This window comes from Pullulanibacillus sp. KACC 23026, from assembly GCF_029094525.1.
GTDB lineage: Bacteria > Bacillota > Bacilli > Bacillales > Sporolactobacillaceae > KACC-23026.
Genome location: NZ_CP119107.1, coordinates 2,985,231 through 3,000,674 on the forward strand (window position 1 = coordinate 2,985,231; position 15,444 = coordinate 3,000,674).

Sequence of the window (15,444 nt, forward strand, 5' to 3'; positions counted from 1 at the left end):
TTTCAATCCTTTCATTTAAGCCTTAAATGGCTAATCCTTTGATTGATTAAATCGAGTTCAATTTTATCTAAATTCGCAGGCTTTGATCCTTCTCGTTTATCAAGCACCTTAATGGAATTTCGACTTTCGTTGGCCTTGTCATCAAGCACGCTTTCTACATGATACTTTGGACGCTGCTTGGTCTCCTTATAAATTTTACCAATATATTCTCCGATAAGACCGAGACACATAAGCTGAATCCCGCCGATCAGCCAAATCGACATGATAAGCGATGTCCAGCCGGCGACCGCATATCCCATAAAGTGATGCACGATCGAATAAATGCCCACAATTAAGGAGATCGCGAACATCACAAGCCCAATCCCTGTGACATAACGGATCGGGGTCACACTTAGTGAGGTGATGCCATCAAACGCAAATGCCAGCATCTTTTTCAGCGGATATTTGGATTCCCCGGCAAACCGCTCTGATCGGCTGTAATAAACCTCGGCCGATTTAAACCCGATCATTGGTACGATCCCCCGCAAGAAGAGATTTCGCTCCTGATAACTTGAGAGCTCCTCCAGCACTCGTTTACTCATCAAGCGAAAGTCGGCATGATTGAAAACGATGTTGGCGCCCATTTTTTTCATCATGGTATAGAAGCCCTGTGCAGTGGAGCGTTTGAAAAAAGTGTCAGTCATTCGGCTCTCTCGTACGCCATAAACCACCTCATAGCCCTCGTGGTATTTGGCGACCATCTTCTCAATGGCATTCAGATCATCCTGGAGGTCCGCATCTATGGAAATAACAATATCAGCCTGTTCCTTTGCATGCATAAGACCGGCGTAAAGGGCATTCTGATGTCCAGCATTTCGGGCGAGTTTTAGGCCTCTCACGGTTGGATGAGTTTCAAAAAAGCCTTTGATCATCGGCCATGTCTGATCCTTGCTGCCATCATCAATCAGCAGCATAGCGCTCGTCGGTGCGATCCTTTGTTTTTTGATTAGATCGCTCAGTACATCGGAGAGGCGAGAGACTGTTTCCGGCAGCACCTCTTCCTCGTTGTAGCAAGGAACCGCGATGTACAGCGTGGGTCTTTCCTCAGGCACTTTTTGACTCATGCTCATCCCTCCTTCTGTCGATTGATCGCGATAGGGCGTGAAATGAAAAAAAGTCAAGGGTAGTGGTTCTCACGAAGTTTGACATCTGCCCACCCTTGTCTGGATCGGTTTCAAACTGACGGACGAGTAATAGCTGTAATCGCTCTGAGCGTTTAAGAGGATCGGTTAATTGATCGTCACGGGCGGCACCGGGCAACAGGTCCAACAATGGCTCTTCCATCTTGCCTTCCTCCTTTGTTGCTAAAATCTAGGGCTCTATTTACAAACGTCGACTGTTTCAATCGGGCCAAGTTAGAATTGGTATGTTACTTCAAAAAATTAATTGGTTACGAACATCAACCGTAAACTTAGTCTACTTCACATTCATTAAAATTTGATTAACGCCACTTTTTTTAGTTATGGAAATTATTTTGTATATATCTAAACATATGAATCTAGATGAAATGGCTGCCACTAACGGTTAAATGGAGCAAGAAAATTTTTTTACAGTTAATCTTTCGTCTGGATTTGTCCAACTTTTGATGGATTAAGCACAGTCTAAATTCCTTGGCTTAAAATTTGATTAAATGACAATCGCTTACAAAAAAAGTTACAAAAAAAAGAACCGCTAAGCTAAATAGGCTTAACGGTGATACGGGTTGATTTGCCCTACTAACGGACTCCATGTCTTTAAAAACCCTCAACCACTCTAAGAATGCAAAAAAGAGAACTGCTTAATCGCAATTCTCTTTTATCGGTTGGAAGCTATACTTTTAACGGGTTACTTTGAAGTTTCAAATTGGCTTTAATCCAAAAGGCAGCTAAAGATTAGCAGGCGTACGCTTCTGCCCTCTTCTTTTTAGACGTCCCCGGTTCCTTTTTTCATTCGAATAGCGAGTGAAACGGGATAAGCGTCCCCGCGTTCCACAACGACTGACTGAAACGGGAGATCCGTCCCCGCGTTCCAACGACTGACTGAAACGGGAGATCCGTCCCCGCGTTCCAACGACTGACTGAAACGGGAGATCCGTCCCCGCGTTTCACACCCGCGTTCCAACGAGTCCGCGTTTCAGAGGAAGGAGTCGAGGGAGTAGCCGTTTTGGTGGAAGGCTTGGCGGAGACGGAGGATGGCTTTGGTGTGGATTTGTGAGATTCGGCCTTTGGTTAGGTTGAGTACGTCTGCGATTTCGACTTTGGATAGTCCTTCGTAATAGAATAAGGAGATGACGAGTCGTTCTTTTTCTGGCATTTGGTCAATGACGTCTGCCATTAGTGTTTTGAATTCTTCCATTTGAATGTGTTGTTCTTGTGAAGGATTTTGTTCGTCTACAATGCTTTCGATTCTAGTCTGGTCCTTTCCTTCTCCATTCGTTGTTGGCAAAGTTTCATTTAAGGAGAGAACCGTTGATAGACTAAGAGCGGACATCGTCTCATCTACTTCATCAAGGGACAGATTTAAATAATCGCTAAGCTCCGCATCGGTTGGGGAGCGAAGGAATTGTTGTTCGAGCTCCCGTAACGCACTGTTTAATCTTTTTGCCTTGTCTCGAACGCCTCGTGGGATCCAATCCATCTTTCGGATACCATCGAGCATAGCCCCTTTTATGCGCCATAGTCCAAAGGTTTCAAATTGATAGCCTTTTGTATAATCAAATTTCTCAATCGCTTCAAGCAATCCGATATAGCCTAAACTCATGAGGTCTTCTTTTGAAAAAATTCGCTCAGGGACGCTGACACTCATTCGCCCTGCCATTTGTTCGACTAGATGGACATATTGCTTCACAAGTGTTTCACGCGAAAGGGAATCCTGGTTTTCGCGAAATTTGATCCATAAGTGATGAAGAGAATTAGGTTCTTTCACGGCGTAGTTCAACGATTATCCCTCCTCGCGTTTTTGTAACCAGGCTTCAGTGCTGAAAGACGTCTTTTCAGCGTTTTGTTGGCTATGCAGTTCTTCCAATGACATGGCTTGAAAACTAGCTTCATCCTGTTTCTCCTCATGAAGAGACCGTTCTTGTTTGGACTGAGACTGTTTCGCTTCGGTCGGCATGGAAACTGAACTGCTAGCGGATAAGACCAGACGAGCGATCAACCCGATTACTAAGAAGACAACAAAGCCGATCAGAGCCCTCGTCAAAGCGGTTTTCCAAGTATTCGTTGCCAATGAACAGACAAACGTCAAAAAGAAGGCTGTCAAACCACAAATCAAACTAAATAGCCATTTTCTTGACATACGGTTTCACAACCCTTCTACCGAGTTTGAGCCATCGCTATGACTTTTTCAAAGAATCGCCTAAGGCCTTTGGGAGGTGCTCCTTTGTCACTGTCAGGCAAATAGGCACGAACGATTTCTTTGATATTCCTAGAGGCTTCTGTCTTAGGAAAAGCGATTGAGAAGGCCTGTTGACTGCGTACCGCCTTACTGACATGCGGATCCTCAAGAATAAATCCTAATGTGTTCAAATTCATCTTCAAAAATTTTCTGCACGTATTTTTTAAAGCACGGGATGTTTCGAGCCCATCACGATAAGATTGGGCTTTGTTCACCACTAATCGAATCGACGACGGCGTCTCCTTCGAATGCTTCGCCACAGCCTTCAATACGCCGTATGCATCCGCAACAGAGGTGGGCTCAGGAGTCGTAATTAACATCGTTTCATCGGATGCCAAGATAAAATCGACGAGATGCTTGGAAATTCCAGCACCGGTATCCAGTAAAATAAAATCACAGTAGGTCTGAAGCATCTGAACTTGATCCCAAAAATAGGAAAACGAAGCTGGATTTAACTTTTCTAAGTCCTCCAATTCGAGACCTCCGTATATATATTCAATGCCATTGACCCCTTTTTCGATGGTCTCCCAAATCGTCTTTCGCTGATTCATGATATCCGCAAGCCCGTACCGTGGGAAAACCCCCATCAAAATATTGATATTGGCGGCCGAAAAATCACAATCCAAGATAACGACTTTCTTTCCAGAAGCCTTTAAGCCTAAAGCAAAATTAAGGGTGAAATTCGATTTGCCGACTCCTCCCTTCCCACTGGTAACGGTGATGACCCGTGAGAGCGAGGGATGCTGCTGCTGTTCATTAAATCGAAGCATGTATTCGCGAAGAATGTGTGCTTGGTCCATTCGCTTATCCCTCTCCTAATAAGAAATCGGCTATCCTCTCTGGGTCGATGACCGTAATATCCTTTGGAACGCTTTGTCCATTCGTGATATAGGCTAATTGATAGGGATAGTTAAAGGCAATATTTAATATCGAGCCATAGCTTCCGGTTTCATCAAATTTAGTTAAAATGAGTTTTTTAACAGGACTTTTTAAGAATTCATTTAAGAGCTGCTCCATGTCTTCATATTTGGTCGTTAAGCTTAGTACCAAATAATTGTCACTCAAAATGGGTTGATTTAAAAACTGATCAATGGCTTCGCGATGTTCTGCCTCGCGATAATTTCGGCCTGTCGTATCCATGTAAACTAAATCATAATGCTCAAGCTTTTTCAGAGCGGCTTCTAATTCATCGGCTGAATGAACAATCTCAATCGGGACATTTAAAATACCGGAATAGATCTTCAGCTGTTCAACGGCAGCTATTCGATAGACATCCGTTGTAATCATCGCGACTCTTCTTTTTTGCTTTAACACCTGCTCCGTTGCAAGTTTTGCAATGGACGTTGTTTTTCCCACACCAGTCGGTCCGATCAGATTAATGAGCCGTGTCTTTTCATTGACTTCGAGCGATTCCGGGATCCTCTTTTCAATGATGGATTTGACGATCGCAAAGATTTCTTCTTTGATCGTCTGCTCTTGTAGGTGCGATAAAGTTTCATACTTATTAAGTAATGACGTAACAATATGCTGGATGACCTCTTCATTCACACCTTGTTTTTTCAAATGATCCAACCAATGAATGAGGCTTGGCGGAAGGCCCGTGTTTTTCTTATCGTCCATCATCATCGTCGTCATCAGTTTTCGCATGTTTTGGAGTTCTGTAAGTAGATGATCGTCCTTTTCAACAGGCACTGCGCTTGCAGGCGGCTCTGGCTTTTCAAGTTTTTCAGGCTTTTCAGGTTCTGTCTCTTTTTGAGCATAATAATTGTAGAGCTGCTGCGGTTTCTTGTGAAAGCCTGAAGTTTGGCTTTCTTTCTTCTCCGTCACCGTTTCGTTCGTTTTATTTTTCTCCATCAACTTTTCTTTCTGCCTTCGCAGTTCTGCTTGGAATGAGGATTCTGCTTCTGCCTGGTCCTCGTCATCCATCGAATAAGCCGTAATTTCGAATTTTTGTTTCGTAAAAAGCCCTAAGAGCCCACCTGTCTTAACGGTTCTTGAATTAACGATGATCGCGTTATCCCCAAGCTTTTGCCGGACCATTTTAAGGGCTAGTGGCATCGTATCCGCGATTACTTTTTCGGTCTTCATATATTAACCACTCCTATACTTTGAATCTCGATATCGGGCTCTAATTCCGTGTAAGCAAGAACTGGGACTGTCGGTAGGATTTTATCAACGAACTGTTTGAGATACATCCTTATAGAAGGCGATGTTAGAAAAATCGGCTGGCCTCCTGCATTGACAATGCGATTAATCTCTTTTTGCAGCGCGTCTGTAATTTTCCTTGAGATGGTCGGATCAATCGACAGAAAATAGCCGCCGTTCTCCGTTTGCTGGATGGAATCCGAAATTCCTCTTTCTAACGTTGCACCCGCTGTTAAGACATGAATCACGCCATCTTCAGCATATTGTTCGGTAATTTGTCTCGTTAAGGACTGACGAACGTACTCGGTTAACACCCTCGGATCCTTTGTATAATGAGCATAATCGGCTAATGTTTCAAAAATAGTCGCTAGATCGCGAATCGAGATTTGTTCACGCAGCAGATTCTGAAGCACCTTTTGGACTTCGCCAACAGATAACAGACTCGGCACCAACTCTTCGACGAGATTCGGATGCGATTCCTTCAGATTGTCGATGAGCTCCTTCGTCTCTTCTCTCCGAATAAGCTGGTGGGCATATCTTTTGAGAACCTCTGTCAAATGAGTAGCGATAACAGATGGCGGATCGACAATGATATACCCCATTAATTCAGCCTGCTGTTTCGCTTCCATCCCTACCCAAACAGCCGGCAGTCCAAATGCTGGTTCGATCACCTTAATTCCTTCAATCGTGTCTTGGTCAACCCCTTGACTCATAGCTAGAAAATGATCAAGATAAACCTCTCCGGAAGCAATTTTGCTGCCGCGGAATTTTAAGACATATTGGTTCGGTGACAGTTGTAAATTATCGCGAATACGGATCGTTGGGATCACTAGCCCTAATTCAAGAGCAAACTGTCTTCTAATCATGACCACTCGATCCAAGATGTCTCCGCCTTGCTTTTGGTCAGCTAATGGGATGAGCCCATAGCCGATTTCTAGTTCTAGTGTATCCATTTGAAGAAGACCGATCACTTTTTCCGGATTACGAATATCTTCTTCCTTATCCTCTGTTTCGATTTGTTCTTTTAAAGTATCTTCCTTTTTCACAGCCCTTTGCATGCTAAAAGCACCGAATGCTAAGATCGCGGACACGGGTAACGTCAGGAAAATGCCAATTGGCGTTAAGATACCGAAAACGAAAATCGTCCCTGCGACAATATAAAGGAGTTTCGGATAACTAAAGACTTGGTTCAGAATGTCCGTACCCAAATTCCCCTCTGAGGCCGCACGTGTCACGGTAATACCGGTTGCAGTAGAGATTAACAATGCCGGTACTTGACTGACTAGTCCATCCCCCACTGACAATAAGGTAAAAGTTTGCGCGGATTCCGCAAATCCCATGCCATGGATGACCATCCCGATAATAAAGCCGCCAATGACGTTAATTAATAGAATAATAATCCCGGCAATGGCATCACCTTTAACGAATTTACTGGCACCGTCCATGGCTCCGTAAAAATCGGATTCCTGCTCAATTTTCCGGCGTCGCTCTCGGGCTTCTAGCTCGCTGATTAACCCTGCGTTCATATCGGCATCAATACTCATTTGTTTTCCCGGCATCGCATCCAAAGTGAATCGAGCTGCCACCTCAGCAACACGCTCAGATCCTTTTGTAATAACAATAAATTGAATGACGACGAGGATTAGAAACACTACGAATCCAACGACAGGGCTTCCGCCGATAACGAAGGAACCAAATGTCTCGATGACTTTACCACCATTCGCCTTTGACAGAATCGATCTTGTGGTCGAAACATTGAGCGCGAGACGAAACAATGTCGTCAATAGTAAAGCGGTTGGAAAAATAGAAAAATCGAGCGCTTCTCTCGTATTCATCGCAACTAACAAGATTAGTAGAGAGATACAAATATTACAAATAAGGAGAAAATCTAATAATATTGTTGGTAGTGGAACGATCATCATTGCAACGATTAAAATAACAACGAATAATACTGACAAATCTTTTATCTTCATGCCATCATCTCTTTATGTCTGCCTTCTTGATAGTAAACATAGGCTAATATCTCACCTACTGCATTGAATAACTCTTCAGGAATCGTTTCTCCTATTTCAACAGTTGCAAATAAGGTCCTTGCTAACGGCCGATTTTCGACCGTCATGATTTTATGCTCTTTAGCAATTTCTTTAATTTTAAGTGCCACATGATCTTGCCCTTTAGCAATGACTTTAGGGGCATCCATCGTTTCAATGTCATAATGAATGGCGACCGCAAAGTGAGTCGGATTCGTAATGATCACATCCGCTTTTGGTACATCCTGCATCATTCGGTTCATCGCCATTTGCCGCTGCCTTGCTCGTCTTTTTCCTTTAATGACCGGATCCCCTTCCATCTTCTTATGCTCATCCTTTATATCCTGCTTTGACATCCGTAGCTTCTTCTCATATTCAAACCTCTGATATAAATAGTCCGCCACGGCTAAGACCATCAAAGAGGCTGAAGCCGTCAGACCAATTTCGATTGTCAGAGAACCAATGAGTCGAGACGCATCCCAAATGCTCTTCTGGCCGATCGAAACGATCAAGTCTCTCTTGTTCCAGATCTCCGTGAACACGATAAAGCCCGTGATCGTCATTTTTAAAATCGATTTAATCAACTCCACGAGAGAGCGAAGTGAAAAAAGTCGTTTGAAGCCTTCTAGAGGGTTCATTTTACCTAGGTTCATCTTCAAGGATTCCATATTAAACATAAAGCCTACTTGAACAAAATTGGCAAAGAGCCCCGCTCCTAGTACCACTAATAACAGAGGTCCTACCAGTTTCACTGATTCCAATAATAATTGGCCAAATAATTGCTGAGTGCTCGATATGGTCAAATTCAAAAGCATACTGTCCTGAAACGTATCCCGGTAGATGTTAAAGCAGCCTTCAACAAAAGTTTTTCCGCCAATCATGAAAAAAACAAACGCGAGTAATAAGGTGAAAGCAGAGGAGACTTCCTGGCTTTTGGCCACCTGCCCCTTTTTTCTCGCCTCACGCCTTTTATTGGGTGTTGCTCTTTCTGTTTTTTCTCCGGCAAAGAATTGCAAATCAAGACGAAGCATTTTTTAAGCCCCCATAATCTTCAAGATGGATGACATGGAATCAAACATGTTCTCTAAGAGGATATTGACTAAATAAAAGAAACTCGGTAAGACCAAGATATAGATCACAAAATTGAGTATAATTTTAAGCGGTGGAGCGACGGCAAAGATATTCATTTGCGGCACTGCTCGCGCAATAATGCCAATGGCCAGGTCCACGAGGAATAAAGTACCAATGATAGGGGCCGCCATCATAAACCCAATCATAAACATTTGTGAGAGACATTGAAGGATAAAGGTCGACAGCCTGCCATCGGACCAAGCCGGAACCATGGATGGTAAGGCAATCCAATCAAAGCTCGCTAAAATGCCTTGTATTAATAAATGGTGGGCATCGGTTGCAAAGAAAACGAGCATCGTCAAGATATTCTGCAATCGTCCGGTAAGCTGCGTGTTCGTGTTAAACATGGGGTCAAACAAATTGGCCATCGAAAACCCAATCTGGATATCTAGTAAAGACCCTGCCAGTTCAACGGAATAAAGAAGAATACTTGGAATAAGACCTAATACGATTCCGACCATAAACTCTTTAAGGATCAAGATAACCAGCAAGCCGATTGATAGATTATCAAACGAATCTTTCACGACCCCTGCACAAAGAACACTTAGAATGACACTAAACCCAATCTTAAAGGAGGCAGGGATTTGCCGGCCAGAAAACACGGGAGCACTGATCATAAATGAGCTAATCCGTACAAAAATCAATAAGAAGGGCCACCATAGAGAAGTGTCAATGGTCATCTGTTAGCCCACATACTGCGCCAGATTACCTAACAAATGTTGAGTGAAATCAACGAGATGCTGCAGCATCCAGCCCCCAAAAAAGAGAAGTGAGAGAAAGACGGCAACCAGTTTTGGGACAAAGGAGAGCGTTTGTTCCTGGATTTGGGTCGTCGCTTGAAAAATACTGACGATCAGTCCAACAAGCAAGGCGATCCCCGCAACTGGGGCGATGATAATTAAGATCGTATACACAGAATCTTGGGCAAGTTTCATAATCATTTCAGTAGACATATAGATATCCCCTTCTAGAAGCTCATTAACAGTGACTTAATAATTAGATTCCAGCCATCAACCAATATAAATAGTAGAATCTTAAACGGTAGAGAAATCATCACCGGCGGCAGCATCATCATCCCCATCGACATTAAGACACTGGAGACGATCATATCAATGATCAGAAACGGAATATAAATGATAAATCCCATTTGAAACGCGGTTTTCAACTCACTTATGGAATAGGCTGGAACGAGCGCGCGGAGCGGAATATTATCGATCTTCTTTGGAATCTTCTTCCCCTCATAATCCATAAATAAAGCAAGATCTTTTTCCCGTGTCTGCTTCGCCATGAATTCCTTCATTGGATCTGTCGCTTTCTTGTAGGCCGTTTCTTCAGTGATTTTGCCTGCCATATACGGCTGCAAGGCATCGTGATTCACTTTCTCAAAAGTAGGTCCCATAATAAACAACGTTAAAAATAAGGCTAAACCAACTAATACCTGATTGGGTGGCGTTTGCTGCGTCCCTAAAGCATTTCGAACGAAGCCGAGGACAACGATGACTCTCGTAAAACAAGTCATTAAGACTAAGATCGCCGGCGCAATCGACAAGACCGTTATTAATAGAATGATTTTAAAGGTGTTCGATACATCCACTGGGTCACTCGAGCCTAGATTAATACCGGGCAATAGCGATGTTGTTGAGTCGGCTGCATAAGAAACCGAGAAACCACCAAGCGTCAGCAGTGGAACAAGGAAGAGTATTTTTCTGATCATCGGTTAATCCTCTTTACGGTTTTGATTCAATTTCTGTAACTGTTTACCCAAAACCGACTCCCATAATTGTTTCGGATCCTTGGGTAACCATTTTGGCGGTTCGGCATCTCCTTGACTTTCATAGCTTTCCAAAAGGTTCTGATACTCCTCACCTTGAGAAACGGAACGAATAAGCGTAACCGTATCGCCCACTCCAATAATATAAATGGTTTGGCCGATAAGCAGCACTTGGAGGGAGCGATTATTTCCGAGCGATTGCCCGCCAAGCGATATAATCGGTCCACTGGATTGAAGCGATTTATCCCGTTTCGTTAAATACCGAAGTGCCAAGAATAGCAAGCCAATCACAACAATAAAAGAAACGATAAATTTCAGGAATAATGGGAAAATGGAGGATGATTGATGATCGGCTGTTTGAGTCGATGGCGCTTGAGTCTTCCCGTTATCAGAATGAATCGTCTCATAGACAGAAGGGTCTCCAGAAGCGACTAAGCCGGCTGCATAACTCGTGGAATGAAATGAAAATAAATATAAGAGAATAGCAATAACCACACATGAGCGTTTCATGATTCTTTCCTTCCCTGGAAAAATTTCAAATTATTTTAGTTCAGCCGTAATGACAGCAGCCATTTTTGGATTTGACTTTGTGATTTCAGTCAAAATGCTTGAACGCGTGCTTGTATTCATATCTTTTAAAATCGTCATAGCCGATTGCGAATCGGACCCCATCATGGTCTTAATAATTCCCGCCGATTGAGTGGCTGGCATTTCTGAAAGAGTTTCGACTAAACTATTATTTTGCGTCTCATTTTTTTGAACGATTTGATGCACTTGATCCTTGAGTGAAGTTTGATCACTTGCAGGCTGTTCTGCCAGGTCATTGAGCACTGTCGTAATTTGAGCTGCTTTACTCGGATCCTTCATGCTGCCAAGGATACTGCTTTGGACATCTTGGCTCAGCATCGAAATGGTATAAGCCGCATCTTCTAGTGGCATGGCGTCAAAAATAGCCCCTGCTTTGGATGGTGACATATTGCTATAGATTTGCGACATTTTCTTCATCTGATCTTGATAGTTTTGGGTGTTGGTCGTTTTAATTTGCTTTTGCAAACTCGTCACTTTCGAATTCGCCTTCTGCAAATCTTGTTTACTGGAACTTAATTCTGCTTTCAACTGAGTAATTTCTTGTTTCTGACTCTTTACTTCAGAAGTATTGCTCGCAGTTGCTTGCTTCATAGAGTTCGTACTAGACTGTGCTTCTGAACTTGTCGGCACAGGAGCTGGGATAAAAAGACTCAATCCAGGTATTTTACTTCCCAAAGATTGTAATGGTTTTCCAACAGGCACTTTCATCACATATAAAATAGCCCCCGTGAATACAATCGCTAAGATTATTGGAATCAAGACATAGGATAATAGAAACCCTTTAAATCGGGACTTTTCATTCATTCAATTGACACCTCATGTTCTTCGGGTATATCTTAGTACAGCCATTTCATCAAGAACTGCCTGCTCTTTTTGTTCCATTTGTTTTATAAAAGCAGCCTTCGATTTTTCCTTCCATTGATTCCATGTTTTCGCTTCTTGTGTCTTTCCTATTAGAACGAGTTGCTTTTCTTCCACTTCATGGTCAAGCTTCTTGGATTCCGTTTTCAGTTGATTCATTTGGCGATTGAAATAGTCAATCCCCTCCTGGATTTCCAACAGTTCCATCACCGTTTTTCGATCAACCTGATTGTATTGATGTAAGGCTTCCTCTATATGAACGTCAACCTCTGCCAGTTGCTCGCCGAGTTCCAATTGTTTGCGTTTCACATGTCCTAATTCTTGCTTCGCTGCTTCTTTTTCATTCTCTTTTAAATCAAGGACTTTCTGAAATGTAAAATGATACGTCATCACACACCACCACCAAATTGAGACATTAAAAAGGTTTGGGCATCGGCTAATTGCGAAGGTTCGAAAATCCCTTGTCTTAAGAATTGATCCATTTGCGGCTTCATCCGGATGGCGAGGTCAATCTCTCGGTTTGAGCCTTTCTTATAAGCTCCAATATTGATCAAATCCTCGGTTTCATTGTACGCAGCCATGTATTTCTTAAAAGTTCGGGCGGCTTGTTGATGCTCTTCGGACGTAATGTCGGTCATGACCCTGCTTGTACTATTCAGCACATCAATGGCAGGGAAAATCCCCTTACCGGCAATTGAGCGATTCAGAACAATATGTCCATCCAGAATCCCTCTAACGGCATCGGCAATCGGTTCATTCATGTCATCTCCATCGACTAAAACGGTATAAAGGGCTGAAATCGATCCCTTTGGAGAGGTACCCGCTCGCTCTAATAATTGAGGCAGCATCGCAAATACGGAAGGCGTATAGCCCTTTGTCGTTGGCGGTTCGCCAATGGCTAGCCCAATCTCTCTCTGGGCCATCGCAAATCGGGTGACCGAATCCATGACGAGTAACACGTCTTTGCCACGATCACGAAAATATTCAGCAATCGAGGTTGCGGTAAGGGCTCCCTTAATCCGCATAAGGGCAGGCTGATCAGACGTGGCAACGATGACAACCGATTTTTTTAAACCCTCTTCTCCAAGGTTTTGTTCGATAAAATCAAGGACTTCTCGACCACGTTCACCAATTAAGGCAATGACATTGACTTCTGCTGTGGTATTTCGCGAAATCATCCCTAATAGCGTACTTTTCCCTACACCACTGCCAGCAAAGATCCCCATTCTCTGACCTTTGCCCATCGTTAGAAGGCCGTCAATAGGACGAACACCAACGCTTAGTGGTAAATGAATGCGCGGTCTCATAAGCGGATTGGGCGGCTTGGCATGTGTGGGCACTTCCTCTAAGCCGACCGGTAAGGGAACGCCATCCATGGGGTTGCCTAATGCATCCAAAATCCGCCCAAGTAATTGGTGGCCGGCCTTCACCATCATCGGCTTACCGCTTGCCACCACATCACAGCCTGGCCCAATGGCACGAACCTCTCCAAGGGGCATGAGCAACACTTTATTTTCTTTAATTCCGACGACTTCTGCCGGAATCGGTGTTTGTGAATTAGAAGGATAGATCGAGCATAATTCGCCGATGCGAACATCCGGCCCTTGTGACTCGATTGTCAGGCCGATAATCTGGGTGATTTTCCCATTCACACGAACAGGGTCCATGCTTTCAATGACTTTGATATAGGAATCAGCTGATAACACCACTACTTATCTGCCCCCTTCCTTGCCTCAAGAATCGCTTTCTTAATTTCATCCAATTGCGTGTCAATTCGAGCATCAATACTTCCATATGCGGTTCGAATCACGCAGCCTTTTGGCGTCACAGAATGGTCGGGGATGATTTTAATCTCTGTTTCGCCATTAACCAATGCTATAAAACCCTCTCGCTCTGACTGAATCAGCTCATAATCTTCAGGATGGATACAGACAGAAATCGATTCTTTTTCCTTAAAACGAAGAATATGTTGCTGAATGAGTTCGACATATTTATCAGGATGCTCCGTTAATTCCTGTTTCACAATTTTCCCAGCGATAACGGTACTTAATTCCAGTAGAAAGGTTTCGGCTTCAGAGATGATCGCTTCTTTTTGTTCGAAGGCTTGTTCGAGAACTTGCTGGGCATGGGTGATTTTTCCTTGATACTCCGCCTCGAGGATCCTTCGCGCTTCCGCTTTTCCCTTCTGAAGCCCATCCTCATAGCCTTTTTGCTCGGCTTCAATCGAACGCGTTTCAAGGTTTTGCTGACTCTCTTCCCACCAACGATTCATTTTCTCTTCTGTTTCAGCTTCAATCGCGCTCGCCTGTTGCCGAGCTTGTTCAAGAATGGCATCTGCTTGACTTTTTGCCCCTTCAATCAAGCTTTCGGAATGGCGAGCCGCATGATTAGCCGTCTCATCTTCATTTTCCTCAGTCGTTGGCAGATGAATGGGAGTCAGTTTAATCCGCTTCACTTCATTGTCTATTGAAAGGTTAGAGGCTTTGAATACTTTAGAGTAGAACGTCATCATTTCCACCCCGAGCAATCACCAATTCGCCAATATCTTCTAAATGTCGAATGACAGAAACGATTCTTCCCTGAGCTTCTTCGACGTCCTTCACTCTGACAGGACCAAGATATTGCATTTCTTCCTCGAACGTTTCGACCATCCGTTCCGACATGTTATCGAACAACACTTTCTTGACTTCTGGACTGGCTGCTTTTAAGGAAAGCAAGAGATCATGATTTTCCACTTCTTGAATGATCCTTTGAATGGCACGGCGGTCGAGGGTAATAATGTCCTCAAAGACAAACATCCGTTTCTTAATCTCTTCCACCAAATCCTTATTGTTCGTCCCAAGCTGTTCCAGAATGGTCTTTTCTGTGCCGCGGTCGACCCCATTCAGGATATTAACAATCGATTCAATACCGCCAACGACAGTGAAGTCTTGCTGAATGGTGGAGGCAAGCTTCTGTTCTAAGAGATTTTCCACTTCTTTAATAACGTCTGGTGATGTTTGTTCTAATAAGGCTATCCGTCTTGCCACATCCGATTGCAATTCCTCCGGCAATGAGGAGAGGATCATGGAAGACTGATTGGGCTCGAGATGAGCGAGCACGAGTGCAATCATCTGTGGATGCTCATTTTGCAGAAAATGATAGATTTGCATCGGATCGATACGACGAGCAAATTCAAATGGTTTCACCTGCAGCTGTGTTGTCAACCGCTTAATGATCGCTCGTGCCTTATCGCTTCCAAGAGCCGTCTCTAATATATCCTCTGCATAGCTGATTCCGCCAATCGACAGATAATCAGACGCGATACACATTTCATGAAATTCCTTTAGAACTTCTTCTTTTTCTTTTGGGTCTACTTTATGAATATTAGCAATGGCCAACGTTAGCTGGTCGATCTCTTCCTCAGGCAAATGTTTAAAAATCTTAGAGGAAGCCTCTTTTCCCATTGAAATTAACAAAATCGCTGCTTTTTGTTTGCCCGTCAATCTTAATGCGGTCGCCATA

The 15,444-nt window shown here is 43.5% G+C and carries 17 protein-coding genes; all 17 read right to left on the minus strand.

Annotated features, from left to right (window positions below):
* Positions 1–11 precede the first annotated feature (11 nt).
* The 17 genes from PU629_RS13720 to fliG all read right to left on the minus strand — a co-directional run bounded on the left by PU629_RS13720 (position 12) and on the right by fliG (position 15,443).
* Positions 12–1,109: a glycosyltransferase family 2 protein gene (locus PU629_RS13720; RefSeq protein WP_275280629.1), complete on the minus strand. Its 1,098-nt coding sequence runs from the start codon at positions 1,107–1,109 to the stop codon at positions 12–14.
* Complete coding sequence (locus PU629_RS13725) at positions 1,084–1,323, minus strand: hypothetical protein (protein WP_275280630.1); 240 nt, start codon at positions 1,321–1,323, stop codon at positions 1,084–1,086. The genes PU629_RS13720 and PU629_RS13725 overlap by 26 nt, the downstream gene beginning before the upstream one ends.
* 828 nt (positions 1,324–2,151) lie before the next feature.
* Positions 2,152–2,955 carry a sigma-70 family RNA polymerase sigma factor gene (locus PU629_RS13730; protein ID WP_275280631.1) on the minus strand — a complete coding sequence of 268 codons (804 nt, stop codon included), beginning with the start codon at positions 2,953–2,955 and terminating at the stop codon, positions 2,152–2,154.
* A 3-nt stretch (positions 2,956–2,958) separates the two neighbouring features.
* Entirely contained in the window at positions 2,959–3,315 is a 357-nt protein-coding gene (locus PU629_RS13735) for a hypothetical protein (RefSeq protein WP_275280632.1), read from the minus strand.
* Between the two features lie 17 nt (positions 3,316–3,332).
* Complete coding sequence (locus PU629_RS13740) at positions 3,333–4,214, minus strand: MinD/ParA family protein (protein WP_275280633.1); 882 nt, start codon at positions 4,212–4,214, stop codon at positions 3,333–3,335.
* Between the two features lie 4 nt (positions 4,215–4,218).
* Entirely contained in the window at positions 4,219–5,502 is a 1,284-nt protein-coding gene (gene flhF, locus PU629_RS13745; protein ID WP_275280634.1) for a flagellar biosynthesis GTPase FlhF, read from the minus strand.
* On the minus strand, positions 5,499–7,532 hold the full coding sequence (gene flhA / locus PU629_RS13750) for a flagellar biosynthesis protein FlhA (protein ID WP_275280635.1): 2,034 nt from the start codon (positions 7,530–7,532) through the stop codon (positions 5,499–5,501). The genes flhF and flhA overlap by 4 nt, the downstream gene beginning before the upstream one ends.
* Positions 7,529–8,620 (minus strand): flagellar biosynthesis protein FlhB, encoded by a 1,092-nt coding sequence (gene flhB, locus PU629_RS13755; RefSeq protein WP_275280636.1) that lies wholly within the window; start codon positions 8,618–8,620, stop codon positions 7,529–7,531. The genes flhA and flhB overlap by 4 nt, the downstream gene beginning before the upstream one ends.
* Before the next feature lie 3 nt (positions 8,621–8,623).
* Positions 8,624–9,400: a flagellar biosynthetic protein FliR gene (fliR, locus tag PU629_RS13760; protein WP_275280637.1), complete on the minus strand. Its 777-nt coding sequence runs from the start codon at positions 9,398–9,400 to the stop codon at positions 8,624–8,626.
* Between the two features lie 3 nt (positions 9,401–9,403).
* On the minus strand, positions 9,404–9,673 hold the full coding sequence (gene fliQ / locus PU629_RS13765; RefSeq protein ID WP_275280638.1) for a flagellar biosynthesis protein FliQ: 270 nt from the start codon (positions 9,671–9,673) through the stop codon (positions 9,404–9,406).
* Between the two features lie 14 nt (positions 9,674–9,687).
* The gene (gene fliP, locus PU629_RS13770) at positions 9,688–10,434 is read right to left on the minus strand and encodes a flagellar type III secretion system pore protein FliP (RefSeq protein WP_275280639.1); all 747 of its coding nucleotides are present in this window, start codon (positions 10,432–10,434) and stop codon (positions 9,688–9,690) included.
* 3 nt (positions 10,435–10,437) lie between these two features.
* Entirely contained in the window at positions 10,438–11,001 is a 564-nt protein-coding gene (locus PU629_RS13775; protein WP_275280640.1) for a flagellar biosynthetic protein FliO, read from the minus strand.
* Between the two features lie 30 nt (positions 11,002–11,031).
* Positions 11,032–11,883 (minus strand): MotE family protein, encoded by an 852-nt coding sequence (locus tag PU629_RS13780; RefSeq protein WP_275280641.1) that lies wholly within the window; start codon positions 11,881–11,883, stop codon positions 11,032–11,034.
* Between the two features lie 12 nt (positions 11,884–11,895).
* On the minus strand, positions 11,896–12,330 hold the full coding sequence (fliJ, locus tag PU629_RS13785) for a flagellar export protein FliJ (RefSeq protein WP_275280642.1): 435 nt from the start codon (positions 12,328–12,330) through the stop codon (positions 11,896–11,898).
* Positions 12,330–13,607, minus strand: coding sequence for a flagellar protein export ATPase FliI (fliI, locus tag PU629_RS13790; RefSeq protein WP_275284430.1), 1,278 nt, complete (start codon positions 13,605–13,607; stop codon positions 12,330–12,332). Before fliI ends, fliJ begins: the two co-directional genes overlap by 1 nt.
* A 41-nt stretch (positions 13,608–13,648) precedes the next feature.
* Entirely contained in the window at positions 13,649–14,449 is an 801-nt protein-coding gene (fliH, locus tag PU629_RS13795) for a flagellar assembly protein FliH (protein ID WP_275280643.1), read from the minus strand.
* Complete coding sequence (fliG, locus tag PU629_RS13800) at positions 14,433–15,443, minus strand: flagellar motor switch protein FliG (protein WP_275280644.1); 1,011 nt, start codon at positions 15,441–15,443, stop codon at positions 14,433–14,435. Before fliG ends, fliH begins: the two co-directional genes overlap by 17 nt.
* Position 15,444 lies beyond the last annotated feature (1 nt).